General features: G+C 71.4%; 21 protein-coding genes and 1 pseudogene. 15 read left to right on the top strand and 7 right to left on the bottom strand.

The genetic code is table 11. From position 1 onward, the window contains the following. From M6G65_RS15795 to M6G65_RS15780, 4 genes and pseudogenes are all read right to left on the bottom strand, one after another. Window positions 1–1,296 (bottom strand): arsenic transporter, encoded by a 1,296-nt coding sequence (locus M6G65_RS15795; protein ID WP_050735112.1) that lies wholly within the window; start codon window positions 1,294–1,296, stop codon window positions 1–3. 35 nt (window positions 1,297–1,331) lie between these two features. Further along, on the bottom strand, window positions 1,332–1,757 hold the full coding sequence (gene arsC / locus M6G65_RS15790; RefSeq protein WP_050735113.1) for an arsenate reductase (glutaredoxin): 426 nt from the start codon (window positions 1,755–1,757) through the stop codon (window positions 1,332–1,334). Further along, window positions 1,757–2,284 carry an arsenate reductase ArsC gene (locus M6G65_RS15785; protein WP_050735114.1) on the bottom strand — a complete coding sequence of 176 codons (528 nt, stop codon included), beginning with the start codon at window positions 2,282–2,284 and terminating at the stop codon, window positions 1,757–1,759. The genes arsC and M6G65_RS15785 overlap by 1 nt, the downstream gene beginning before the upstream one ends. After that, window positions 2,277–2,635, bottom strand: a pseudogene (locus tag M6G65_RS15780) (ArsR/SmtB family transcription factor). Before M6G65_RS15780 ends, M6G65_RS15785 begins: the two are co-directional and overlap by 8 nt. Before the next feature lie 50 nt (window positions 2,636–2,685). On the opposite strand from M6G65_RS15780, the gene arsH reads away from it, so the two are divergent. The 9 genes from arsH to M6G65_RS15735 all read left to right on the top strand — a co-directional run bounded on the left by arsH (window position 2,686) and on the right by M6G65_RS15735 (window position 10,971). Next, window positions 2,686–3,432 (top strand): arsenical resistance protein ArsH, encoded by a 747-nt coding sequence (gene arsH / locus M6G65_RS15775; RefSeq protein ID WP_050735116.1) that lies wholly within the window; start codon window positions 2,686–2,688, stop codon window positions 3,430–3,432. A 35-nt stretch (window positions 3,433–3,467) separates the two neighbouring features. Then, window positions 3,468–3,773, top strand: coding sequence for a hypothetical protein (locus M6G65_RS15770; RefSeq protein WP_124262909.1), 306 nt, complete (start codon window positions 3,468–3,470; stop codon window positions 3,771–3,773). Between the two features lie 131 nt (window positions 3,774–3,904). Beyond that, window positions 3,905–4,117, top strand: coding sequence for a heavy-metal-associated domain-containing protein (locus M6G65_RS15765; RefSeq protein WP_050735117.1), 213 nt, complete (start codon window positions 3,905–3,907; stop codon window positions 4,115–4,117). Window positions 4,118–4,211: 94 nt separating this feature from the next. Next, window positions 4,212–4,688, top strand: a complete 477-nt coding sequence (locus tag M6G65_RS15760; RefSeq protein WP_050735118.1) for a hypothetical protein — start codon at window positions 4,212–4,214, stop codon at window positions 4,686–4,688. Window positions 4,689–5,059: 371 nt separating this feature from the next. Continuing rightward, entirely contained in the window at window positions 5,060–5,392 is a 333-nt protein-coding gene (locus tag M6G65_RS15755; RefSeq protein ID WP_250104156.1) for a four-helix bundle copper-binding protein, read from the top strand. Next, window positions 5,350–5,946, top strand: coding sequence for a DUF305 domain-containing protein (locus tag M6G65_RS15750; RefSeq protein WP_236961632.1), 597 nt, complete (start codon window positions 5,350–5,352; stop codon window positions 5,944–5,946). Before M6G65_RS15755 ends, M6G65_RS15750 begins: the two co-directional genes overlap by 43 nt. Before the next feature lie 84 nt (window positions 5,947–6,030). Further along, window positions 6,031–8,472 carry a heavy metal translocating P-type ATPase gene (locus tag M6G65_RS15745; RefSeq protein WP_430929565.1) on the top strand — a complete coding sequence of 814 codons (2,442 nt, stop codon included), beginning with the start codon at window positions 6,031–6,033 and terminating at the stop codon, window positions 8,470–8,472. Window positions 8,473–8,480: 8 nt separating this feature from the next. After that, on the top strand, window positions 8,481–9,215 hold the full coding sequence (locus tag M6G65_RS15740; protein WP_050735121.1) for a DUF4396 domain-containing protein: 735 nt from the start codon (window positions 8,481–8,483) through the stop codon (window positions 9,213–9,215). 637 nt (window positions 9,216–9,852) lie between these two features. After that, window positions 9,853–10,971, top strand: coding sequence for a DNA-binding protein (locus tag M6G65_RS15735; protein ID WP_050735158.1), 1,119 nt, complete (start codon window positions 9,853–9,855; stop codon window positions 10,969–10,971). 464 nt (window positions 10,972–11,435) lie between these two features. Here M6G65_RS15735 and M6G65_RS15730 read toward each other — a convergent pair whose 3' ends face one another. The 3 genes from M6G65_RS15730 to M6G65_RS15720 all read right to left on the bottom strand — a co-directional run bounded on the left by M6G65_RS15730 (window position 11,436) and on the right by M6G65_RS15720 (window position 14,221). Then, window positions 11,436–12,758, bottom strand: a complete 1,323-nt coding sequence (locus tag M6G65_RS15730; protein WP_050735159.1) for a hypothetical protein — start codon at window positions 12,756–12,758, stop codon at window positions 11,436–11,438. Between the two features lie 188 nt (window positions 12,759–12,946). After that, window positions 12,947–13,261, bottom strand: a complete 315-nt coding sequence (locus M6G65_RS15725; RefSeq protein WP_050735123.1) for an ArsR/SmtB family transcription factor — start codon at window positions 13,259–13,261, stop codon at window positions 12,947–12,949. 627 nt (window positions 13,262–13,888) lie between these two features. Then, on the bottom strand, window positions 13,889–14,221 hold the full coding sequence (locus M6G65_RS15720) for a hypothetical protein (RefSeq protein WP_050735124.1): 333 nt from the start codon (window positions 14,219–14,221) through the stop codon (window positions 13,889–13,891). A 1,560-nt stretch (window positions 14,222–15,781) separates the two neighbouring features. Between M6G65_RS15720 and M6G65_RS15715 the strand changes: the two genes are divergently transcribed. The 6 genes from M6G65_RS15715 (at window position 15,782) to M6G65_RS15690 (ending at window position 22,127) form a co-directional block, all read left to right on the top strand. After that, window positions 15,782–16,810 (top strand): hypothetical protein, encoded by a 1,029-nt coding sequence (locus M6G65_RS15715; protein ID WP_007565570.1) that lies wholly within the window; start codon window positions 15,782–15,784, stop codon window positions 16,808–16,810. Window positions 16,811–17,384: 574 nt separating this feature from the next. Beyond that, on the top strand, window positions 17,385–18,176 hold the full coding sequence (locus tag M6G65_RS15710) for a metallophosphoesterase (protein WP_250104155.1): 792 nt from the start codon (window positions 17,385–17,387) through the stop codon (window positions 18,174–18,176). 84 nt (window positions 18,177–18,260) lie between these two features. Continuing rightward, window positions 18,261–18,692, top strand: coding sequence for a hypothetical protein (locus tag M6G65_RS15705; RefSeq protein ID WP_250104154.1), 432 nt, complete (start codon window positions 18,261–18,263; stop codon window positions 18,690–18,692). Then, entirely contained in the window at window positions 18,593–20,203 is a 1,611-nt protein-coding gene (locus M6G65_RS15700; protein ID WP_250104251.1) for an AAA family ATPase, read from the top strand. The genes M6G65_RS15705 and M6G65_RS15700 overlap by 100 nt, the downstream gene beginning before the upstream one ends. Continuing rightward, window positions 20,200–21,180 carry a metallophosphoesterase family protein gene (locus M6G65_RS15695; RefSeq protein ID WP_050735129.1) on the top strand — a complete coding sequence of 327 codons (981 nt, stop codon included), beginning with the start codon at window positions 20,200–20,202 and terminating at the stop codon, window positions 21,178–21,180. The genes M6G65_RS15700 and M6G65_RS15695 overlap by 4 nt, the downstream gene beginning before the upstream one ends. A 68-nt stretch (window positions 21,181–21,248) precedes the next feature. Beyond that, window positions 21,249–22,127: a 3'-5' exonuclease gene (locus tag M6G65_RS15690; RefSeq protein WP_250104153.1), complete on the top strand. Its 879-nt coding sequence runs from the start codon at window positions 21,249–21,251 to the stop codon at window positions 22,125–22,127. The last annotated feature ends 162 nt before the right edge of the window (window positions 22,128–22,289 follow it).

The raw sequence follows: 22,289 nt of genomic DNA, 5'->3' as shown, positions 1-22,289 counted from the left end.
CTACCGGGTGCCGAGAAGCGGCAGCCAAGCCGCCAGCGCCACGAGCGTGACCAGCAGCACGGGCGGGGTGATGACAAGCCCGACCTTCATATACTGGCCCCAGGTGATTTTCTGGCCCTTGCTGTCAAGGACGTGCAGCCAGAGCAGCGTGGCGAGGCTGCCGATTGGCGTGAACTTCGGGCCGAGGTCGCAACCGATCACGTTGGCATAGACCATTAGCTCGCGCGTCAGCGGGGACAGGTCCGGCGCCTGCTGGATCGAGAGCGCCCCGATCAGCACAGATGGCATGTTGTTCATCACGGACGACAGGATCGCCGCCGCGAAGCCGGTGCCGACCGTGGCGACCCACGGGCCATGGCCGGCGAGCCAGACCAAGCCCGTGGCCAGCTCGTCGGTCAGGCCGGCGTTCCGCAGGCCGTAGACCACGAGGTACATGCCGAGGCTGAACAGCACGATCTGCCAGGGGGCGCCGGTCAGCACCTTGCGGATCGGGATGACCCTGCCCCGGTCGGCAAGCAGTAGAAGAACGGCCGCACCGGCACAGGTGACGGCCGCCACCGGCACGCCGAACGGCGCGGTGACGAAGTAGGCGAGCAGGAGCACGCCAAGCAGCGGGAACGCCGCCCGGAACACCAGCGGATCGCGGATGGCCCCGACCGGGCGCTCCAAGGCGGCCGCCGGGTAGGCCGCCGGCACGTCGCGCCGGAAGAAAGCCCAAAGCACCACCAGGGTCGCCGCCAGGGACACCAGGTTCACCGGCACCATGACGGCCGCATACCTGCCGAAGGTCACGTCGAAGAAGTTGGCGGAGACGATGTTGACCAGGTTGGAGATCACCAGCGGCAGGGAGGTGCTGTCGGCCACGAACCCGCAGGCGACGATGAATGCCAGCGCCGCCGCCGGCTTGAAGTCGAGCCGGAGCAGGATCGCCAGCACAATCGGCGTCAGCAGCAGCGCCGCGCCGTCGTTGGCGAACACCGCAGCGATGGCCGCGCCGAGCAACACGACAAGCGGAAAGAGCCGCCGGCCGGACCCACTGCCCCAGCGGGCGACGTGCAGCGCCGCCCAATGGAAGAAACCGGCCTCATCGAGCAGCAGCGAGATGATGATGAGCGCCACGAAGGTGAAGGTGGCGTCCCAGACGATATGCCAGACCACCGGAATATCGCCCGGATGGATCACCCCCGTGGCGAGCGCGACCGCCGCGCCTGCCAGCGCGCTCCATCCGATCCCGAGGCCCCTTGGCTGCCAGATGACGAAGACGAGGGTGACGAGGAAGATGGCGAGCGCGAGCATCCGGGCGTTTTCTTCTTATGGGTCTGGGTTGGGGTTCAGGCAGTGCCGACGCGGCGGCCGTGCTCGTCCACGACCCGCTCGCCATCCTCTTTGACGAACTCGCCTTGCTGCCCCGGCAGGAGGTCCAGCACGGCTTCGGACGGCCGGCACAGCCGCACGCCCTTGGGGCTGACCACCAGCGGGCGGTTGAGAAGGATCGGATGCGCCTCGATGGCATCGAGCAGCTGCGCATCGGTCAATGCCGGATCGCCAAGGCCCAGCTCGGCGAACGGCGCGCCCTTCTCCCGCAGTGCGTCGCGGACGGGCAGGCCGGCCCGGGCGAGGAGCTGCACCAGCAGCGCCCGGGCGGGCGGCGTCTTCAGATACTCGATCACATGAGGCTCGATTCCGGCGTTGCGGATCATCGCCAGGGTGTTGCGGGACGTGCCGCAGTCCGGGTTGTGGTAGATGATGACGTCCATCAAGCGACCTCCGGCCGGAGCGCGGTGGCACCGGCTTGTTGGCCGATCTCTCTGACTTTGGCCGACAGGGCCGCCTGGTCGAGGCTGCCGAGCGGCAGGGCGATAAAGGCCGCGATGCGGTTCTTCAGGTAGCGCTGCGCTGTCACGAAGGCGCGCTTGCGCTCGATCTCCGAGCCTTCCGCAGCGGCAGGGTCCTCGATGCCCCAATGAGCGGTCACGGGCTGACCAGTCCAGAAGGGGCAGGGTTCGCCGGCTGCGTTGTCACAGACCGTGAACACGAAATCCATCACCGGAGCACCGGGCGCGGCGAACTCGTCCCAGGACTTCGAGCGCAGCCCGTGCACGGGGTAGTCGCTCTCCCGTAGCGTCTGCAACGCCAGCGGATGCGGCTCGCCCTTGGGCTGGCTACCGGCGGAGTAGGACCGGAAGCGGCCTTGCCCATCCTGGTTCAGCATCGCTTCCGCCAGGATCGAGCGGGCCGAGTTGCCGGTGCAGAGAAACAGGACGTTGTAGACGCGATCAGGCATAGAGGGTGTCTCCGGGTGGGCAGTTGCAGGCGGCGAGGGCGGCGACGGCCGGGGTGCAGACCTCCGGGTGGCCCTGACAGCAGTCGCGCATCAGGAACTGGATCAGGTCGGACAGGGCCGGATAGGCAGCACTGTAGATGATCGAACGGCCCTCGCGCCGCGAGGCGACCAAGCCCGCATGGCTCAGCTCCTTGAGATGGTGGGATACGGTCGCGGCAGAGACGCCGACCGCCTCGGCCAGAACGCCGGAGGCGAGGCCGCTGGTCCGGCGGTCACGAGCGACCGCACCAGACGCAGGCGGTGTTCCTGCGCCAGGGCCGCAAAGGCGGCGAGGGCTTGCGGTTCATCCATTTTCGTTACAATCTTCAAACGATATTTTGAACGTACAAGAAAGACGTCCCTTGGACAAGCTCAGCCAGCCCTTCAAAGATGGCCTGCCGAACCTCAGCCAAGCGCATTTCGAGGTGCCGACCCGCGACAGCCTAGACGCGGCGGCGCCGTTCACCCATGCGCCCCGCTTCCTGATCCTCTACGGCTCGCTGCGGGAGCGCTCGTTCAGCCGCTGCCTCGCGTACGAGGCCGCCCGGCTCCTCGAAGCCATGGGCGGCGAGGTGCGGATCTTCCACGCGGACGGCCTGCCCCTGCCGGACGATGCGACCGCCGACCACTTAAAGGTGCAGGAGCTGCGCAATCTCTCGATCTGGTCCGAGGGCCAGGTGTGGGTCTCACCGGAGCGGCACGGTACCCTGACCGGCGTGATGAAAAGTCAGATCGACTGGCTGCCCTTGAGCGAGGGCAGCGTGCGGCCGACCCAGGGGCGCACCCTTGCCGTGATGCAGGTCTCCGGCGGCTCGCAGAGCTTCAACGCCGTGAACGCCTTGCGCGTGCTCGGCCGCTGGATGCGGATGATCACCATCCCGAATCAATCGTCCGTGCCGATGGCCTACAAGGAGTTTGACGACGCGGGCCGGATGAAGCCGGGGCCGCTCTACGAGCGGGTCGTGGACGTGTGCGAGGAGCTGGTGAAGTTCACGCTCCTGACCCGAGAGCGGGCCGACTACCTGGTGGACCGCTACAGCGAGCGGAAGGAGCGCGCGCCGGAGCGGCTGAGCGCGGTGGCCGCCGACATTGGCTTTGTGAAGCGCTGAGACCAGTCCCGGGAAACAACCCGAGGAGCATGCCGATGCTGACCCTTGAACGCCCGCACACGATGGCACCGGCCGCCGCCAGCGACATACCGCTGGGTGCCCTGCGCGCTGCCTGCGATACGCAGCCGGAGACGCCCATGGGTGTTCAGTCACGCCAGGCGGACGATCCAACGCGGCTGCCACGTCGCCGAGGTGAAGGCCGAACGGTTCGCCGCCCTCGAACGCGGCGCAAGCCCGGAAGCTTGATCGGATACCCTCATCCTCTCCGGGACGTGACCGAGGGCGACCGCACGCAAATGACCGTCGGCAAGTTCGCCGCGATCATCCGCACGGTGTCCTAACACGTCGGCCCCGACCTGGGCGCCCGCCCGAATCGACGCCATTCCCACCTGGCGGGAGGCATTCCGCGACCCTTGACCTTCCCACCATGGGAAGCCCCATCTGTGCGGGACGCCACCACAGGGAGAGCGTCATGTACCGCTACAAGGTCGACAGGATGGGTTGCGGAGGCTGCGCCAAGTCCGTGACCCGGGCCATCGCCGGCATCGAGCCGGGCGCCCTGGTCGAGGTGGACCTCGGGGCCAAGCTCGTGACCGTGTCCGGCGCGACCGGCCCTGCGGACCGCATTGCCGAGACCATAGTCGCCGCAGGCTTCCCCGCCGAGCCGCTGAGCCCGACGGCGTGAGTCGGGGGGACGAGCCGCAACCAAACCCGAATGCGCGCATTCACGTCCCAGGGACGACGCCGTCCCTACGTTTGGGCCGAGGTTGGCGACCGGCATGGGTTTCGACCGGCATATCGTGCGTCTGATGGCGGCGATGATCCTCGCGATCATCGCCCATGTCGCGCCGTCCGCCGTCCAGGCTCACGAGGGGCACGTCCACTGCGGCCACCGCGGTCGCATGGTCTCGGATGCCGCCACGGCGTCCCTTCCCGCGGCGAACCCGGGTCTCGACAAGGCGTCGGGCATCGCCGAGTTGGCGGTGACGCTGTTGACCGCGCCTCGCCTACGCGTGACCACCGGCAAGTCGACGGCATCCGTTCGGGCGGTCGATGCCGACCGATGCTGCTGCCCCGGCCCCTGCAAGCGACGCTGCTGTGGGACGACGGTGGGCGGCACATTCGGTGTTTTTGCCGGACCCGCATCACCCGCCATGCCCATGTTTCGGGCGGCCATGTTAATCCCGGATAATGTCGCCGGACGCGCGGGTATCGCTCCCGAGGCGCTGCGCAAGCCCCCACGAACCCTCGCGTGAGATGAGGCGCGCCCGAGGCGCGCGACGCCCGAGGTGCGACCGCAGTCGTGGCGTGCACCGACTATCCCGTGGCGAGGCCCATCTCTCATCTCGCGTTGATCCGGCGCCGCTGACGTAGGGTCCCTCTGCCGCTGTCTCAGCGGGATGCTCGCCCACGCTCAGCACAAGGTCGGCGACGCCTCGGCGAGCCTCGCCGCCGCGTGCCCTCATTGCAGACCCGCGCCTAGACATACAGAAATATTATAGACAATAAATTGAACGTAATCCGACGAATATGGTTATGGATCTGATCGCAATTCAGCAAAAACGCAAATTACGTCTATGTATTTGCTGAACTTATGGCAGCACCCATCAACTTAAGGAGAACAAGGATGCACAAAATGTCTGGCGAGATGCAATCTTGCATCGGCGAGTGCCTGCGCTGCTATCAAAGCTGCCTTGGCATGGCCTCCAACCACTGTCTCCCCGCCGGCGGCAAGCACGTCGAGCCGGAGCATTTTCGCCTGATGATGGCCTGCGCGGAAATATGCCGAACCTCGGCGCACTTCATGCTGATCGGCCTGCCCGAGCACACGCACACCTGTCGAGCCTGCGCCGAGGTCTGCGAGGCCTGCGCGCGGAGCTGTGAGGCGGTCGGCGACATGCAGGACTGCGTCGCGCAGTGCCGCCGGTGTGCCGAGACCTGCCGGAAAATGACCGCTTGAACCCTGACGGGGCGGCCGAGCCGGCCGTCCCGATTGATCAATTGGAGGAGATGATCATGAACGTTCGTACCCTGACACTCGCGATGACCCTGGCGCTGACCGGCATCGGCGCGGCCCTCGCCGCGGATAACGACCATGGCTCCAACGACCACGGCTCCATGCAGGCCCCGTCGTTCGAGCTGCCCGCAACCTGCAAGGCGGCGTCGGCCGGCAAGGAGTCCTCGATGAAGGACATGCAGGGCCACATGTCGATGGCGATGCAGGGCATGTCCGGTCAGGCGACCGACACCCAGAAGGGCCTGCAGCACGCCATGATGCAGATGAACGGCCCGATGATGGAAGGCATGATGGCCGGCGACCCCGACGTCGCCTGGATCTGCGCGATGATCCCGCATCACATGGGCGCCATCGCCATGGCCCAGGTCGGCCTGAGGAACGGCGACAATCCCGAGGCTAAGAAGATCGCCGAGAAGAGCATCCAGGAACAGGAGAAGAGCATCAAGGAGCTCACTGCCTGGCTCGACAAGAACGCCCGTAAGGAAGGCAAGCAGTAAGCCTGAGAGAACCACTTGTCCGCGGCCCAAATCGCGTCCGCTCTCGCGGGCCGCGGAGATCGAAGTCGCGCGGAGGGACCGGTCATGAGCAATTCGTCGAAAACGCATCTCGCCCCGGCGGCCCGCGCCTGCTCCGAAGGACACGGGCATGACCACTCCGTCGCTTCCCATGCGCACGACCATGCCGGCATGGCCGCGGATGACGCGGGTGCGTCCCGCGTGAAGGACCCGGTCTGCGGGATGATGGTCGACCCGCACGCGACCGAGCACCGGGCCGAGCACGACGGGCATCCCTACTACTTCTGCTCGAACGGCTGCCGGACGAAGTTCGTGGCCGAGCCGGTCCGCTACCTCGACCCCGGCCAGTCCGCAGCCAAGTCCGACCCGGTGCCGGAAGGCTCGATCTACACCTGTCCGATGCACCCGGAGATCAGGCAGGTCGGCCCCGGGGCATGCCCGATCTGCGGCATGGGGCTTGAGCCGGCGATGGTCGGCGCCGACGACGGCCCCAGCGAGGAGCTCGTCGATATGACCCGCCGGTTCCGGGTCGGGCTGGTCCTGACCCTGCCGGTGTTCGTGCTGGAGATGGGCGGGCACCTCTTCGGCCTGACCGAACGGCTCGGGCAGCAGACCTCGAATTGGATCCAGTTCGCGCTCGCCACCCCGGTGGTGCTCTGGGCCGGCTGGCCCTTCTTCGTTCGGGCACGGCACTCCGTCCTGTCTCGGAACCTGAACATGTTCACCCTGGTCGCCCTCGGGACGGGCACGGCCTACCTCTACAGCGTGGTGGCGACCCTTGCCCCGGGGCTGTTCCCGGAAGCGCTACGCGGGCACGGCGGGGCGGTGCCGGCCTACTTCGAGGCGGCGGCGGTGATCACCGTGCTCGTGCTGCTCGGACAGGTCCTGGAGCTTCGCGCCCGCGAGAGCACCGGCGGCGCGCTGCGGGCGCTCCTCGACCTCGCGCCGAAAACCGCCCGCCGCATCCGGCCCGACGGCGAGGACGAGGAGGTGCAGCTCGATGCCATCGCCATCGGCGACCGGCTGCGCGTGCGCCCCGGCGAGAAGGTCCCGGTCGACGGCGCGGTGGTGGAGGGCCGCAGCGCCGTCGGCGAGAGCCTCGTGACGGGGGAATCGATGCCCGTCACCAAGGAGGTCGGCGGCGCGGTGATCGGCGGCAGCCTCAACCAGTCCGGCTCGCTCGTGGTCGAGGCGACCAGGGTCGGGCGCGACACCATGCTGGCGCGCATCGTCCAGATGGTGGCCGAGGCGCAGCGTTCGCGGGCCCCGATCCAGCGCCTCGCCGATCAAGTCGCGGGCTGGTTCGTGCCGGCGGTCATTGGCGTGGCGGCGCTGGCCTTCGCCGCCTGGATGGCGTTCGGGCCGGAGCCGCGCTTCACCTTCGCGCTCCTCGCCGCGGTGGCGGTGCTGATCATCGCCTGCCCGTGCGCGCTCGGTCTCGCGACGCCGATGTCGATCATGGTCGGCGTCGGTCGCGGCGCCGGGGCCGGGGTGCTCGTCAAGAATGCGGAGGCACTGGAGCGGATGGAGCGGGTCACGACTCTTGTGGTCGACAAGACCGGCACCCTGACCGAAGGCAAGCCGGCCGTGACGCGGGTCGTGGCGGCGGCCGGGTTCGGCGAGGACACGCTCCTGCGCCTCGCGGCGAGCGTCGAGCGGGCGAGCGAGCACCCGCTCGCCCTGGCCATCGTGGCGGCCGCCGGGAAGCGCGGGATCGCGACCGGCCCCGTCGCGGATTTCGACAGCCCGACCGGGAAGGGCGCGCTCGGCACCGTTGAGGGCCGCCGCGTGGCGCTGGGCAACGCCGCCTTCCTGCAGGAGCAAGGGGTCGACGTATCGACCCATGCGACCGAAGCCGACGAACTCCGGCGTGACGGCGCGACGGCGATCTTCGCCGGCGTCGATGGCCGGGTGGCCGGCGTCATCGCCATCGCCGACCCGGTCAAGGCCACGACGGCCGAGGCGCTGGCGGCGCTTCGGGCCGAGGGCATCCGGGTGGTGATGCTGACCGGTGACAACCGCACCACCGCCGAGGCGGTGGCACGCCGGCTCGGCATCGAAGAGGTCGAGGCGGAGGTGTTGCCCGACCAGAAGGCTGCGGTGGTCGAGCGCCACAAGGCGGCCGGGCAGGTGGTCGCGATGGCCGGCGACGGCGTGAACGACGCCCCGGCGCTCGCGGCGGCGGATGTCGGCATCGCCATGGGCACCGGGACGGACGTCGCCATCGAGAGCGCCGGGTTGACCCTGCTGAAGGGCGATCTCCTCGGCATCGTGCGGGCACGGCGGCTGTCGCGGGCGGTGATGGGCAACATCCGCCAGAACCTGTTCTTCGCCTTCATCTACAACGCCGCGGGCGTGCCCGTGGCGGCGGGCATCCTCTACCCGTTCCTCGGCATCCTGCTCTCGCCGGTCATCGCCGCGGCCGCCATGGCGCTCTCCTCGGTGAGCGTCATTGGCAATGCCCTGCGCCTGCGGGCGGCCAACCTCGACCCTTCCTCGGCCCGCTAGGAGCGCGCATGTTCCCGACCTGGCTCCATGCCATCTCGATCGCCGCGCTGCTGCTCGGGGCGGCCTGCTCGCTGCTGCTGTCGGCGCAGGTGATCCGTCACCCGCAGCACATGACCGTGATGAACGTGGTCTGGCCGATCAGCGCCCTGTTCGGGACGGTGGTCGTGGTCTGGGCCTATTTCAGTTACGGCCGGCTCGCGACCATGGAGGCGCACCACGACGCGAAGGAGCGGGGCGAGAAGCCGCCGAACACGACGGGGATGCCCTTCCCGGTGATGGTCGGCAAGGGTGCGCTCCACTGCGGCAGCGGCTGCCTGCTGGGCGATGTCGCCGCCGAGTGGCTCGCCTTCGTGGTGCCGGCCGTCGCCGTCTGGTTCGGCTGGCACTCCCTCTTCGATGAGAAGATGTACGCGGTCTGGGTCCTGGATTTCGTGTTCGCGTACGCGCTCGGGATCGCGTTCCAGTATTACGCCATCGTGCCGATGCGCGGGCTATCCCCCGGCGAGGGTCTGGTGGCGGCCGTGAAGGCGGACACCGTCTCGCTGATCGCCTGGCAGGTCGGCATGTACGGCTTCATGGCGTTCGCCCAATTCTTCCTGTTCCCGCACTGGGCCGGCCAGCGCGCCCCGGTGAACTCGGTCGAGTTCTGGTTCGCCATGCAGGTCGCGATGGTGGCGGGATTCCTGACCAGCTACCCGGTGAACTGGTGGCTCGTCGGCTCCGGCATCAAGGAGCGGATGTAGGCCGGTCCGCGCCTATCGGCGGATCACGAGGAGCCAGAAGAGGACGGCGCACGCGTCCGCGAGCATGCAGATCCGGTATGCCGCCTCGTTCGGGGAAGGGCGCATGCCCGCCCCGGTTGCGGCGCGACAGCTCGGGCACCTCGTCGCGTCGGTGCGAACCGTCCGCCCGCAGCAACCGCACTTGGATAAGAGCATGGGCGCCCCTGCCGTCCCGTGCCGAGATCTCGCGGGCCGCCGCACCTCGGTGAGGCCCCTGCGTACGGGCCGACAGGATCACCTTCTGGTCGGCCGCGACGGTCCTGAATGGCTTCGTAGTGCGGCGAGGCAGGCCGACGAAGTACGTCTTCGGTGGTAGCGAGGTTTCCGGCGGCTCAAGGCGGGATGGCGGCTGCTGCCGCCGGCGGTTGGCACGCGACTCCGAGGCGTACGCATAACGGGTAACGTTATGCGTACGCGTTACACGATGGGGGCGTTCGCCGACCGGGCGTTCCTCAATCCGAAGGCCTCCCGCGGCCTATCTGTCCGGTCGCCTTCGGGTCCGGCTCGCGCTCGCGCCCACACCGAGCCTCCACGCGGACCGCGACCGTTTCTTCACCGCTCGCGGCGATGATACCGGTAACGGCTTGGGATGGCGGGCATGGTGACGGAGAACGGGGTCTGGACAGCCGCGGATCGGATACGGGCCAGGCCGGCACCGCCCGGTGGCACCAAGGAGCGGGTCTCGGTCCGCACGGTCCGGAGGGAGCTCGGCGGCGGGTCGTTCGGCGACATCGCTCGCGAGCTCAGGAAGTGGAAGGACAGGGAGGACTACCGGCCGGCCATCGAACGGGCGGACCTGCCGGAGGCGTTCGAGAGGCGGCTTACGGTGATCGGGCGGGAGCTGCTTGAGTTGGCCCGGGTCGAAGCGGCCCGGGCGGGTCTGGCGGACTTCGTCGGAGCCGAGGATTGCAGGGCCGCGGCGAGGGATCTGCTCGACGAGGCGCTGGACCGGGTCGATCTCTTGGAGGAGCGGGTCGCGGCGTTGCAGGTCGAGCTCGACCGGGTGCGGGCCGTCGGCACTCAGGCCGGCGGGGCCGCGCCGCCCGTTTCCGCCGCGGGAGAGGCGGACTCCCTCGCGCAGGGTCGCGCCGGGCCCGGGTTTGTCGATACCGCGCACGGGCTCAAGCTGGCGCGAGAGGCGAACGACTTCTGGGGGCAGGTGCGGGACGCGGTCGAAGCGGCGGTGCGCCAACGCGGCCCCATGGCGGTCCACCCGCTCCTGAGAGCGCTCCCGACCCGGCTCAAGCAGGAGGGCGAGCGGGCGGGTTTCCCGCTCACCGAGGCGTGGCTGCGCTATCACCTCCTGCGCCTGGTGCAGGACGGCAACGGGCTGACCCTCGTCGGCCATCGGTTCGGGCTGGCCGAGCCCGAGCCGGACGTCGCGGCGACGCCCGAGCCGCCACTCGCCGAGGCGGTCGCGGCGATGGGAAAGCGGCCGTTCTGGCGCTTGTTCATGCGGGAGGTCCACGCCCTTCTCGCCAGAGGCGGGGCACAGACGGCGGAAGGCATCCTCGGCGGCCTGGATCCTGAGTTGGTCGCGGCGACGGGGCGCTTCCAGAGGATCACGCCCCGGCTGCTCCGGTGGAAGCTGCGCCAGCGCATAGCGGAGCGGAGGCCGTTCGAGGAACTCCCGGACGAGCGCTTCGCCGCCCTCGTGGGCGAGGCTCCCTGGGACGGTGAGAGCCCGGCCGAGGCCCCGGCGGCGAGGGCCGGATGACGCCCGCGGCCGAGGCCCGCGGCGAGCGGGGCCACCGCGACGCGACAGCCGACTTATCCGACGCCCGCTCGAAGGCTACGCCGCGGGGTCCGGCCGCACCGGCGGAGTTCGTTGTCGTGGGGCCACCGGCATCCCGGCCGACGGCGGAACATCGGCCGCGCCGCGAACGTCTTCGGTGACCGTCGGGATCCGCGCGTGCGGTCCGGCGCCCTCGGAACCCGCGCCCGCGGCTGGACGCCCGATGACGACGGCGGCCACCCGTGACACGGTGCTCGCCCATCGCGCGATGGTCGGACGGCACCAGCGGATCGGGTCCAGGGCGTCGGCGTGGTGGTTGGTCGGTCCCTCGTCGAGGACGGCGCGATAGTGGCCGATGCGGTTGCGCGACCTCCGGACGCTCTCGGCCAGCCGCTGGAATGACGACCGAATCCCTCCGGCCGGCTTCGTCGCGCCGGTCACCGGGGTCAGCGCGGACGCCCGACGGGCTTAGCGATGGCGAGCACGCCCTTCAGGCCGCTCCCGAAGCGGGCGATCGTCTCCCGGTGCCCGCGCAGCTCGCTGTAGGGCAGGTAGCGCAGGTCGAGCTCGGCCACCCGCGAGAAGGCGGGCCGGGCGAACTGCGCGCGCACGTCCTCCTCGCGGTTGTCGGGCGCCACCAGGAAGAAGTTGCGCGCGGCCCCGCCCTCGACCCCGAGCGCCAGGTCGAGCATCCGCACGATGCCCGAGTAGATGCTCGTCGTGTGCTCGACCTCGAAGGCGGCCGCGACGTCGCCGTCCGCCTTGTCCAGCCAGATCACGTCGATGAGCCGGACCATCTCGGCCGACCCATTCGCCGTCAGCCGCCCGGGCAGGCGGTCGAGGCAGCCGTCGGACAGGCGGCCGGAGGCATAGGGGCGGTTGCCGTCGTTCGACGCGATCCAGACGTCGAAGCCGAGGGCGAGGCCGAGGTCGCGCAGCCAGCCCTGGACCTCGGTGTGGGTGTGGTCCGCCTCACGCGCGGCGAGCGCCGCCTTGGAGGCCGTGGCCGCGGCCTCCGCCCGCACTCGGTCGAGATCCTCGCGCCAGCGCGCCAGCGCGGCGGCCCCGTCGCGCTCCGGCAGCGGGTATCGCCCGGACCCGACGTCGAACAGGAAGCCCGCGATGGCGCCGTAATCGTTGGAGAGCAGGCCGCGATGGGCGGCGTTGAGGGCGACGATGCCCCGGCGCATGGCGAGGTACTCGTCCCACTTGCCGAGCTTCACATTGGCGCCGGCGATGGCGTTGTAGCCCTTCACGATGGCCGTGTTGAACGGGGGCACAAGTGTGGGGTGCAGGAAGTACAGCAGGTTCGCCGCGGCCGGACCCAGCCCCTTGATGCGTTGCCGGTCGAGGCCGTGGATGGCGGCCAGCACCCCGTCCTCTGCACTGCAGCACAGGCAGGCGTCGAGGAACCGGCCGAACGCAACCTGGTTGGCGCGGTCTTCGTAGATGTCGGGGATGCGCAGCTTAGGCTTCCAGAGGAATGCGTGGTCGGCGCCCTTGAAGACCTGGCGCTGCTCCGCGATGGAGTGGACCACCGTTTCCAAGGACGAGCCGCGATAGGCGTTGCCGAACGCGTCGGCCCGGATCTCGTCTATCACCGCCTGGAGGCCGCGCCGGATCGAGCGGAAGTTCTTGATGCGCTCCTCCCACAGGAACCAGGTCCGATAGGAGGCGCCGGGGTCCTCGCGCCAATGCCGGATCAGGTTGCCGATCCAGGCCTCGTCCGAGGGGCGGTGATCCGTCCCGGTCTCTTCCGTCAGGCGCATCGGCGCGGCATTCCCAAAATCCGGATTCGGGCCGGAGCATACCATCGCCGCCCCGATCGGCGCTGTCGTCGGCAAGTCTCAGCGGCGCGCCTCCGCCGGGCAAGGCCGCGCGGGCCCGGACGGGTCGCGGCGGTCGGAACGGCGCCGGTCGAGCGAAGGTTGCATGCCCGGTCGCGGACAACGGTCGATCAGGCCGACATCGACGCGGGACCGGCCGACCGCTCCCGATGCCCACCCTCATCGAGGAAGCCGATCAGGGCGTTCATCGCCGGATCGACCGCCCGGCAGACCAGTGTCGTGGCTTGGCGTTCCTGGGCGACCAGACCGGTCTGGATCAGACGGTGGAGATGATGGGAGAGCGTCGAGGCCGGGACATCGACGCGCCGCTGGAGGGCACCGACCGGCAGGCCGTCTCGGCCCGCCCGCGCGAGCGTACGGTACACCCTCAGGCGGGTCAGATTGCCGAGGGCCTCCAACTGTCGTGCCGCGAGTTCGAGCTCCATGGAAGCACCATGGAGACGCGGCACGGGGTGCGCAACCCTTATTTCTGTATATCTAGAACTATGGCCGCGGCATGGGCGTCCGACCGCGCGCGCCGACGCACGGAGGTTCCGCTCCCTCGTGACCGGCCGCTGCGTCCCTGCACGCTCGCCAGTCCCGCCCCATCAGCGCGGCGCGGTGCCGTGGGGCAGCGGATGCATCGGCACCGGCGCCGAGACCGGTCGCGAGGCGCGTGACAACGGTGACCGGCTCCATCCTCCGGCACGCCCGGCGGACCCGAACCACCTCCGGTGCCTCCGCCTGCCGGGGCGTCCGGCCGCGGCGCGGCATCCTCGATGCGGCGTCGCCTCGTCCCTCCCGGAGACAACCTGGGCGGCTCGACCGACCGCTCCCCGACCATGCCACAACCCCGTGTCCCGGCTTCCCGATCAAGCCGAAGGGTCGACGCCCGTAACGCGTCACGCATAACGATACCCGCTACGCGTTCGCCGAGACGCCGCGTCCGAGACGATTTCTGAGGCTCCGAAAGCCGGTCCTTCGCCGTGCGCCGGCTCCCGCTGCGACGCGGAAGCCGGTCCGTGCCGGCTCGCATCCCCCGGGCGCCCTCGCCGTGGGGCCCCGGGAAGCGGTCACGCGTCGTCCGGCTCGTCGCCGCGGTACGGCGACAGCCCGACGAGGACGCACGGGTCCAAGTCCCAGTCGTCGAAACCGGGGTCGAGCAGGCCGACACCGTCCGCCGACAAGGCGTAGAACGCCTCGTAGGGGTTCGCGTCCCGGTGCGGGGGCGCCGTCGGCGCCCGGTCGCGGGAGAGGTCGCCCTGTCCGATCCGGGCGCGGGAGAAGCCCGCCCCGGCGCGCGCCCGGCGGGCGCTTCCGGAGCGACCGGGACGAGCGGTCCCGGGCGAGGCGACGCGCGGCCGGGGCGCTGGCGAGAGGCGGTTCGGTTTCGTGCGGTTGATCATCGCTCTGGTCCTTTCCGTCAGGCGCGAAGGCGGGCGGGTTGCGTTGCGCGGAGGCGAGCGGTCGCCACCGGCGTCGGGCGGGCTTTGCGGATTCGGTCGCCCGCGGCCTCGGCGGTGCCGACGGGGGCGTCTCGGAGAACCGGGTCGGCCAGGGCGGCAGCGCAGTCGAGGAGCCGCTCGTGCAGGGCACGGTCCCGGGCCGGGGAAAGCGGCGACATGAGCGCGGCAGGTCACCCGCCTCGAAGCGCTCGGCGTCCGGATCCGCCGAGACGGCGAGGAGGGTGGCGGCGAGCGCGACCGCCGCGTACCGCATGCCGCCGCCGAGATCTCCCGCGAGCAGCCGCATCTGTTCCAGCGGCGAGAGCCTCGGCAGCCGGAGGGGCAGGACGCGCGGGGCGATCCGCCAGGCCGGCTGGCCGAGCCCGCTGTCGCAGCGAAGGTGCCACGCCCCCGACGCGGTCGCGTGCAGGGCCTGGGCCGCGGTCAGCCGGCACGCCGTGGCCACGACGCGAAGGTGCCCGGGTTCGCCCGGACCGCCCTCGCGAAGCAGGTCCGTCGGCAGGACGGCGATCACGTCGCCTTCCGACCGTGCCGCCAGTCCCGACAGGACGGCCGCCGCGTCGCCGGGATCGGGGCGGAGCAGGTCGAACGAACCCGAGAGGCGTGCCAGGCCACAGGCCTGGGCGCCGTTGGCGCCGACGGCGACGACGGTGGGACGGGAGCCGGCGGCGGTCAGGCCGCCGGCCACCAACGCTGCGGCCAGGAGGCCGGTGCGGTCGTTGGAATGGATGGTCGCGATCACGGCGTCCTCCTTTGGGCCGATGCATCGAGGGAATCTTGCCATCTGTATTTCTATAAGTCTAGAAATACAGAAATTACTGGTTATCGGATCCCTGGTCGCTCCCGGCGCACTGTCTATCGCGCGTCGCGCGGTCCCGCGCTCGTGCCGACCGCCGTCGGCGTCCCGCCCTCCTCGGGGCCGGGCCGCGGGCACGGCCCCTTGTCGCGTCCGTCAGCGCCCGCGAGATCCGCACCCGTCAATTCCTGAACTGCCTGAGGCGTGGTCCCCCCTTGCGACCCGGCCGCCGGCTCGTCCCGGCATCGGTGCTGACCGGGCGACCGTCGCGCCGAACCGGCGGTCACGGCGGTCGGTCAAGCCCGGCTCTCAGGGGCGCAGCGGGTCATCTGCGCGACGACGGCATGGGGCGTGGGGATCCAAGCACCGGCCGGCTTCGACCGCAGGTCGCCGCTCGGGTCGCCGGGCGCGGTCCGGACGTGTCACACGGGGCCCCGTGCCGGTCGCAGGAAGCGTACCTCCGGCACCGTCACGCCGGTCCACCTCGCGCGTATGCGTAAGTAATCCGAAGCGCCCAAGACTATATGCCACGACGCCGTTAACCATCCCGAAAATATGGCTCTTGATAATAGTCAGATTATGCTGTTCATTTCCGCTCTTTTGCCTTAAGATTCACGGATCAATCACAACGTGTCCGACGTCGCGCGCCCGGTGGCCATTCCACCGGGCGCGCCGGCGTCCGGATTCCGTCATGGAGATTGCCCTTGATCTCTGCCTTCTTCGGTTCCGCTGGCCGGACCCATGCCGCCTACGCCGCGCTCCTCCTCGCCGACGCCTATGGCGTTCTCGGCCGCCCCGTCACGCTCCTGCGCGTCAGGTTCCCCGAGGAGGCCCCGTTGCCGGGCCGGACGGTCACGGAGGAGGGCCTCACCGTCAGCGAGCGCGAGGCGCGCGACGCACGGGAGGCGGGAGAGATCGCGGCCGAGGCCGTGGGGCGGGACGACGATCTCGTCCTCGACCTGCCGGCGGCGTGCCTGGGGAACCTCGGGCTGAGGGCGCGCATCGACGCGCCGGTGCTGCCGGTGGGCCCGACCCCCTTCGAGGAGCATGCCGCGGCGTCGGCGCTCGCGGGCATGAACCCGTCGGAGGATTTCGGTCTGGACGTGGTCTCGCCGCCCTGGCTCCTCGGGTGCGGGCGCAGCGGCGGAGCCGCCGCTGCCGACGCGTTCGGCCGCGTCATGCGTGGGCACGAGGCGCTCGTGCCGGGTCGAGGCCGTGTCCGGACCCTGCCGACGGTCGTGCCGGCGTTCGGCCGCGGGGAGGCACAGCGCATCGCCGAAGGGGATCGCACGAGCCGCAGCCTCGGGGCCTCCGTCACGCTGCTCGCCGCCCTGCGCGCCGCCGCCGCGAACCCGCACGCCGCCGAGGTCGACCCCGCCGCGTTCGCCGCGAACCTCGGTGTCGACGTCGAACAGGCTCGGGCGCCGGACGAGCGCGAGGCCGGCGACCGGCTGCGCGACCTCGCCGACGAGCTCCAGGGGATCCGCGACCAGGTCAAGCCGACGCGGGAGGACCTGCACGGCGCCCCGCGCCTTGAGCGGTGGCGGGCCTCCACCCGGTCCGTGAGGGTGCTCACCGGCGAGGTCCACGGGCATCCGAACTTCCCCGACGGCCGCCGCATCACCACCAGCGATCTGTACGCCTCCGATGGCCGGCGCTGGGCGCGCACCCTGTCGAGGTACTTCGTCCTGGGCCAACCCGACACGGGCGCCGAGCGCCTCGACCGGCACTAGCCACCGCCATCCCGTCCGAACGAACCCCGCCCGCGCGCCTCGGCGCGCGGGAGCGGGTCCGTCTTGCCCGTCACGAGCCCGGAGGACGCATGCGCGCGAGCGACGATTCCCATCCCCGCGACCGGACCCTCCCGCGCCGCGAGCCGCCCGCGGGAAGCCATCCGCTCGCGCTCTGGCGCACGGCACGGCTTCCGGACATCGAGGCCTCCGCGATCCGGGAGGTCCGCCGAGCCCTCGCCGGCGGCGTCTGCCTGCATCATCGGTCCTGGCCCGCGGCCCGGAGGGGTGAGGCCGCGGCCGCCATCGCCGTCACGCTCGACCTCACGCGGCGCGCCGAACCGGACCCCGCCGTCGTGGACCTCGCGCTCTCGACGGTGCTCGTCGCCGCCTGGCGGGGCGATGCGGCGGCCCGCACCGTCCTCGCCCACGTCCTCGCCGGCCTACCGCCGGACGTGCGCGGCGGGCGTCCGGGCCGACCCGGAAGGCGGCGGGCCGGGCGCCGCCCCCGCCTCGGCGGTGACCGCCGCCGCATCCCGAAGAGCGAGAAGTTCCCGAGAACCCCGGAGTCGATCACGTGCGGATCTGGATCTTCAGCGACTTGCATCGCGACCTGTCGGGGGCGCCGTGGACGCCCGGGCACATCCCCGAAGCCGACGTCGCCGTCGTCGCGGGCGACGTCGGCCAGGGTCTGGCGGACACCATCCTCTGGCTGGGCGAGGCCATCCGACCGATCATGCCGGTCGTAGTCGTGCCGGGAAACCATGAATTCTACGGCTCGGCCGTTGACGAGGAGCGCGCGCTCGGACGCCGGGCCGCGGAACGGCACGGCGTAACCCTGCTCGGCGACGACACCGTCGAGATCGGCGGCGTCGCCTTCTCCGGCGGCACGCTCTGGACCGACTACGGCATCGACGGCGCGGGCAACCGCCGGCGGGCCATGGCGGCCGCGCAGGCCGGCCTCAACGATCACCGTTGCATCGCGACGACCCGCAACCCGGGCTGGCGCACATTCCGGCCGGGGGACGCGGCGGCCCTGCACGCCGCCAGCCGCGCCTTCCTGGAGCGCGCGCTGCTGGAGGTCGACCCGCCGGGCACGCGGGCGCGACCGCACGTCGTGGTCACGCACCACGCCCCCGCCCGTGCCTCGCTCGACCCGGGCTTCGCCGGCAGCGTGCTGAACCCGGCCTTCGCGAGCGACCTCGGCAGCCTCATCGCCGCCGGCCGCCCGGACCTCTGGCTTCACGGCCACGTCCACGCCCGCCGCGACCACCGGATCGGTCCGACCCGGATCCTGTGCAACCCCCTCGGCTACGACGGCGAGAACCCCGCCTTCGACCCGGCCTGCGTCGTCGAGGTGCCGTCGTAGGCCGTCGCCGGCGGATGCGTGCCGCGACCCGGGCCCGCCGTAACCCGGCCCCGGACCTCGACCCACCCTCGGAGCAAGGCGACCATGCCCCACCTGACATTCCTGCGCGACGACCTGAACGAGGCGGAGACCGGGGACGTCGCCGCCGACGAGCGCCGTCCCGCGACCGAGACGCTCGCGGCCTTCGCGCTCGAAGCGGCGCTCTCGCCCGCCCAGCGCCGCCGCATCGCCGCCGACCCCGCCTTCGCCCTCGTCGTCCAGGTTCCGGCCGCAGACTGGGTCGAGCCGGTCCGCGAGGCGTGCGGGCGCCGGCGGCGTGGGGTTACGTGGCGGCGCGCACCGGCGCTTCGAGAAGCGAGGACCGTGCGGACCGCGGAAACGACCGGGTGGCGGACCGGCTCGCCCGCGGCGACCGGGTGCTCGGCGTCTCGCAATCGCCCGCGCGCTACCTGCCTTCGGCCCTCGTCGCCGCGGCGGACCTGCACGTGCGGCTCCCGGGCGCGACCGACGCCGTGATCGCGCGGGTCGTCCGGGCCGCCACGGGGCGGCGTCCGACCCTGCCGCCCGGGATCGCGCGCGGGCTGGACTTCTTCGAGATCGCCGCCGCGGTGCGCGGGACGACGGCGCGGGCCTGCGTCGCGCGCCTCGCCGCGGCGGCGCGCTCGAAGGCCACCGCGGATCCCGCCGTCGGGTCGGCGCCCGATTTCGCGACCCTGGTCGGCTTCGGCGATGCCCACGCCTGGGGCACGCGCCTCATCGACGAGATCGCGACCTGGCGCGCCTCCGGCGGCGCGCCCGCGTTCCAGCGGCTCGACAGGCACGTCGCCCTCAGCTCCGCCCCGGGACTAGGAAAATCATCTTTCGTCCGCTCGCTCGCGAAGGCCGCGGGCCTGCCGCTGGTCGCGACCTCGGTCGGCGCCTGGTTCACCGGATCCGACGGACATCTGGGTGGCGTGCTCCGCGCATGGGATGCCGCGTACACGCACGCGTGCGCTCTGGCGCCGAGTATTTTATTCCTAGATGAAGCTGACAGTATTCCTAATAGGGCCACGATGGACAACCACGCACGCGAGTGGTGGACCCCCTTGTGCACGAGCATTTTGCTCGGTTTCGATGCGCTCAACGCGCCCGGCGCCCCCGAGGTGTGCATCATCGCGGCGACGAACCACGGCGATAGGCTCGATCCCGCCTTGATCAGGCCCGGACGGCTGGGCCGGGTGATCGAGATCAAGCCGCCCTCGGCCGCCGACCTGGCGGTCATCTTCCGGCAACACCTCGGCGACGGCGAGGTGCCCGACATGGACCTCGCGCCGCTCGGCGCGCTTGCGCTCGGCGCCAGCGGCGCCCAGGTCGCCGGGTGGGTGTCCGAGGCCCGTGCCGCCGCGCGCGCCGCCGGACGGCCGATGCGCCCGGAGGACCTGCTCGGCCGCGTCGCGCCGCCGGATCAAGGGAGCCCGGCGGACCGACGTCGGAGCGCGTACCACGAGGCGGGGCACGCCGTGGCGTTCGAGCGGATCGGCGCCCGCGTCGCCCAGGTCGACCTGGTCCCGCGCCGGGATTCGCTCGGCGCGACCTCCGTGGCGACCCGCCTCGGCCAGTCCCCGACCCGCGCGGAGATCGAGGGCCTCGCGGTCGCGCTCCTGTGCGGACGGGCCGCCGAGATCCTGTTCCTCGGGGAGCCGAGCGCCGGGGCGGGCGGCGATAGCCGCTCGGACCTCGCGCGCGTGACGACCCTGCTCGCCGGCAACCACGCCTCGCTCGGCCTCGGCGACCGGTTGGCGTATCGCGGCGCCCCCCACGAAGTGGCGGTCGCGCTGTCGCTCGACCCCACCCTTCTCGGGGCGGTCGAGCGCGACCTCGACCGGCTGAGCGGCGAGGCCTTGGCCGTCATGGAGGCGAACCGCACCGCCGTGGCGGCCGTCGCCGAGCTGCTGATCGCGCGGCGCCTGGTCTCGGGCGACGCGCTCCGGGCGCTGATCGCCGAGGCGGACCAACACCGCGCCGCGCAGGACGGAGGACAGCCGTGACGCTCCACGTTCCCGATCCGGTGGCCCGGGCCGAGGTGCATGCACCGGCACCGACGGAAGGCCCGTCCGCCGTGCCGGCCGCCCCCGGGGCGCGGTCCGCCCCGCCGAAGCCCGTCCCGTTCCGTCTATGGACCCTGTCCGACCTGAGGATTGACCGGGCGCCGCACGTGCTGCCGGACCCGCTGCCGGACTTCGACGCCTTGCTCGTCCCGGGCGGGATCGCGCCCGGCCTGTGCCGGTCCGTGCGCTGGCTTGCGGACGCGCTCGGCGGCCGCCAGGGTCGGCGGCCGGTCGTCCTCGTCCCGGGACCGGCGGAGTACCTCGACGGCGAACCCGTGGGCGAGGCGCTCGCCGAGGCCGTGCCGCTTGGGGCGGCGCTGGGCATCACCGTGCTCCACGACGGCGCCGTTCGCCTCGGCGATCCGCTCCGGCCCGGCCTGATCATCCTGGGGGCGACGCTCTGGACCGACTTCGCCCTGGACGGCGTCGAGAACGCCCGGACCGCCCGCGCGCACGCCCGCAGCCGCTGGACGGTGTCTGACAAGGCGGCGAGCGCACCCGGGGTGCCCTTCTTCCCGCACGACGCGGCCGGCGCGCATGCACGCTCGCGGGCGTTCATCGAGGATGGGCTCAACGCCGTCGCCGTCGGTGCCGGCCTGTATGGCCATATGCCGAACCCGGTCCTGCGTGACATCGGCCCGGGCGACCGCGCCGCGGTCGTCACCGCCTTCGCCCCGTCCCGGTCCTGCCTGCCGCCAGCCCTGGCGAGGCCCGTGCTCGACCCGTGGCGGGTCTGCTGGCACGCCTCCGCCCTGGACCCCGTGATGGAGGGGTGGGGCGCCCCGGCCGTCTGGATCCACGGGAACGTGCCGCAGGCCTGCGACCTGCGGCTCGGGCGCACGCGCGTCGTGAGCAACCCCTACGACCCGGACGACCCGACGAACGGGTTCGACGCCAGCCGCACGATCCTGGTCTGACAGCCGCCCCGGAGAACCGCCCCATGCACCAGACCCGCTCCCCGTCGCCCCGGCTTCGGCTCCCCTCCATGTCCGACGCGAGCGCACCCGCGGCCGGCGCGCGCTCCGCCGTCCGCCACGACCGTCGGCCGGCGGCGGAAACCGGCGTCGATGCGGACGCGCTCCTCGTCGTCGATATCGAGACCGTGCCGGACGAAACCCTGATGCCGCCGCCCGAGGTGTGGGCCAGGGACAGGTTTCCGAAATGCGCGTGGCACGCCGTGGTCGCCGTCAGCTTCGTGCAGGCGGAGATCCTGCGCGACGGCGATACGGGACTGGAGGAATATCGGGTCACCGCCTGCAGGAGCGGCGGCGAGGCGGGCTGGGACGAGGCCCGCATCCTGCGCGGCTTCTGGCGGCATTTCGCCTCCGGCAGGTTCCGGCTCGTCACCTGGAACGGCCGCGGCTTCGACATGCCGACGCTGCTCCACCGCACGATGCTCCACGGCATCTCGGCGGAAGCCTGGTTCCGGCGCGGCACGCGCTGGTCAAGCTACGGCAACCGGTACGGCGGCGCCCACGTCGACGTCATGGACGAGATGTCCGGGTTCGGGTGCGCCAGCCGGCTCACCCTGGAGGAGGCCGCCGCGCTGGTCGGCATGCCGGGCAAACTCGGCGAGCACGGGTCGCTGGTGGCCGACATGGTCGCAGCCGGACAGATCGAGCGCGTCCGGGCGTATTGCGAGACCGACACGATGACGACCTTCGGCATCTACGTCCGCCATGCGTATCTCGCCGGGCGGACCGACGCCGCGGCCCACGACAGGGCGATCGCGGGCCTCCAGGATTACCTGGAGCTGGAGCGGACCCGCAGACCGCATCTCGGCGCCTACCTCGACGCCTGGCGACGCCTGTCCGACACGCGGCCGGCGTTCGTCGTCGCCGACAGGGACCGCCGGGGCGGATGACCCTCGCCCTCGGGTCCCGGCCCCGTCTCCCGAGGGCGCGGGGCGCGGCACCCGGATCGGGCTCGGGGCCCCGGTCCGAATCGCCGCGTCTCGGGCCCGGGCCGCGCGGCGTCGCCGGCACAACGGACCGGCCGGCGGCGCCCGCGCCCGGACCGGTGACGC

The sequence above is a fragment of the Methylobacterium tardum genome (assembly GCF_023546765.1).
In the GTDB taxonomy this organism is placed as follows: Bacteria; Pseudomonadota; Alphaproteobacteria; order Rhizobiales; family Beijerinckiaceae; genus Methylobacterium; species Methylobacterium tardum.
This window is presented reverse-complemented; position numbering and strand designations above follow the sequence as displayed.

Coding starts and splice junctions, on each gene's coding strand:
- M6G65_RS15795 (WP_050735112.1), bottom strand. CDS start 1,296: ATGCTCGCGCTCGCCATCTTCCTCGTCACCCTCGTCTTCGTCATCTGG.
- arsC (WP_050735113.1), bottom strand. CDS start 1,757: ATGGACGTCATCATCTACCACAACCCGGACTGCGGCACGTCCCGCAAC.
- M6G65_RS15785 (WP_050735114.1), bottom strand. CDS start 2,284: ATGCCTGATCGCGTCTACAACGTCCTGTTTCTCTGCACCGGCAACTCG.
- M6G65_RS15770 (WP_124262909.1), top strand. CDS start 3,468: ATGCTGACCCTTGAACGCCCGCACACGATGGCACCGGCCGCCGCCAGC.
- M6G65_RS15765 (WP_050735117.1), top strand. CDS start 3,905: ATGTACCGCTACAAGGTCGACAGGATGGGTTGCGGAGGCTGCGCCAAG.
- M6G65_RS15760 (WP_050735118.1), top strand. CDS start 4,212: ATGGGTTTCGACCGGCATATCGTGCGTCTGATGGCGGCGATGATCCTC.
- M6G65_RS15755 (WP_250104156.1), top strand. CDS start 5,060: ATGCACAAAATGTCTGGCGAGATGCAATCTTGCATCGGCGAGTGCCTG.
- M6G65_RS15745 (WP_430929565.1), top strand. CDS start 6,031: ATGAGCAATTCGTCGAAAACGCATCTCGCCCCGGCGGCCCGCGCCTGC.
- M6G65_RS15740 (WP_050735121.1), top strand. CDS start 8,481: ATGTTCCCGACCTGGCTCCATGCCATCTCGATCGCCGCGCTGCTGCTC.
- M6G65_RS15735 (WP_050735158.1), top strand. CDS start 9,853: ATGGTGACGGAGAACGGGGTCTGGACAGCCGCGGATCGGATACGGGCC.
- M6G65_RS15730 (WP_050735159.1), bottom strand. CDS start 12,758: ATGCGCCTGACGGAAGAGACCGGGACGGATCACCGCCCCTCGGACGAG.
- M6G65_RS15725 (WP_050735123.1), bottom strand. CDS start 13,261: ATGGAGCTCGAACTCGCGGCACGACAGTTGGAGGCCCTCGGCAATCTG.
- M6G65_RS15720 (WP_050735124.1), bottom strand. CDS start 14,221: ATGATCAACCGCACGAAACCGAACCGCCTCTCGCCAGCGCCCCGGCCG.
- M6G65_RS15705 (WP_250104154.1), top strand. CDS start 18,261: ATGCCCCACCTGACATTCCTGCGCGACGACCTGAACGAGGCGGAGACC.
- M6G65_RS15690 (WP_250104153.1), top strand. CDS start 21,249: ATGTCCGACGCGAGCGCACCCGCGGCCGGCGCGCGCTCCGCCGTCCGC.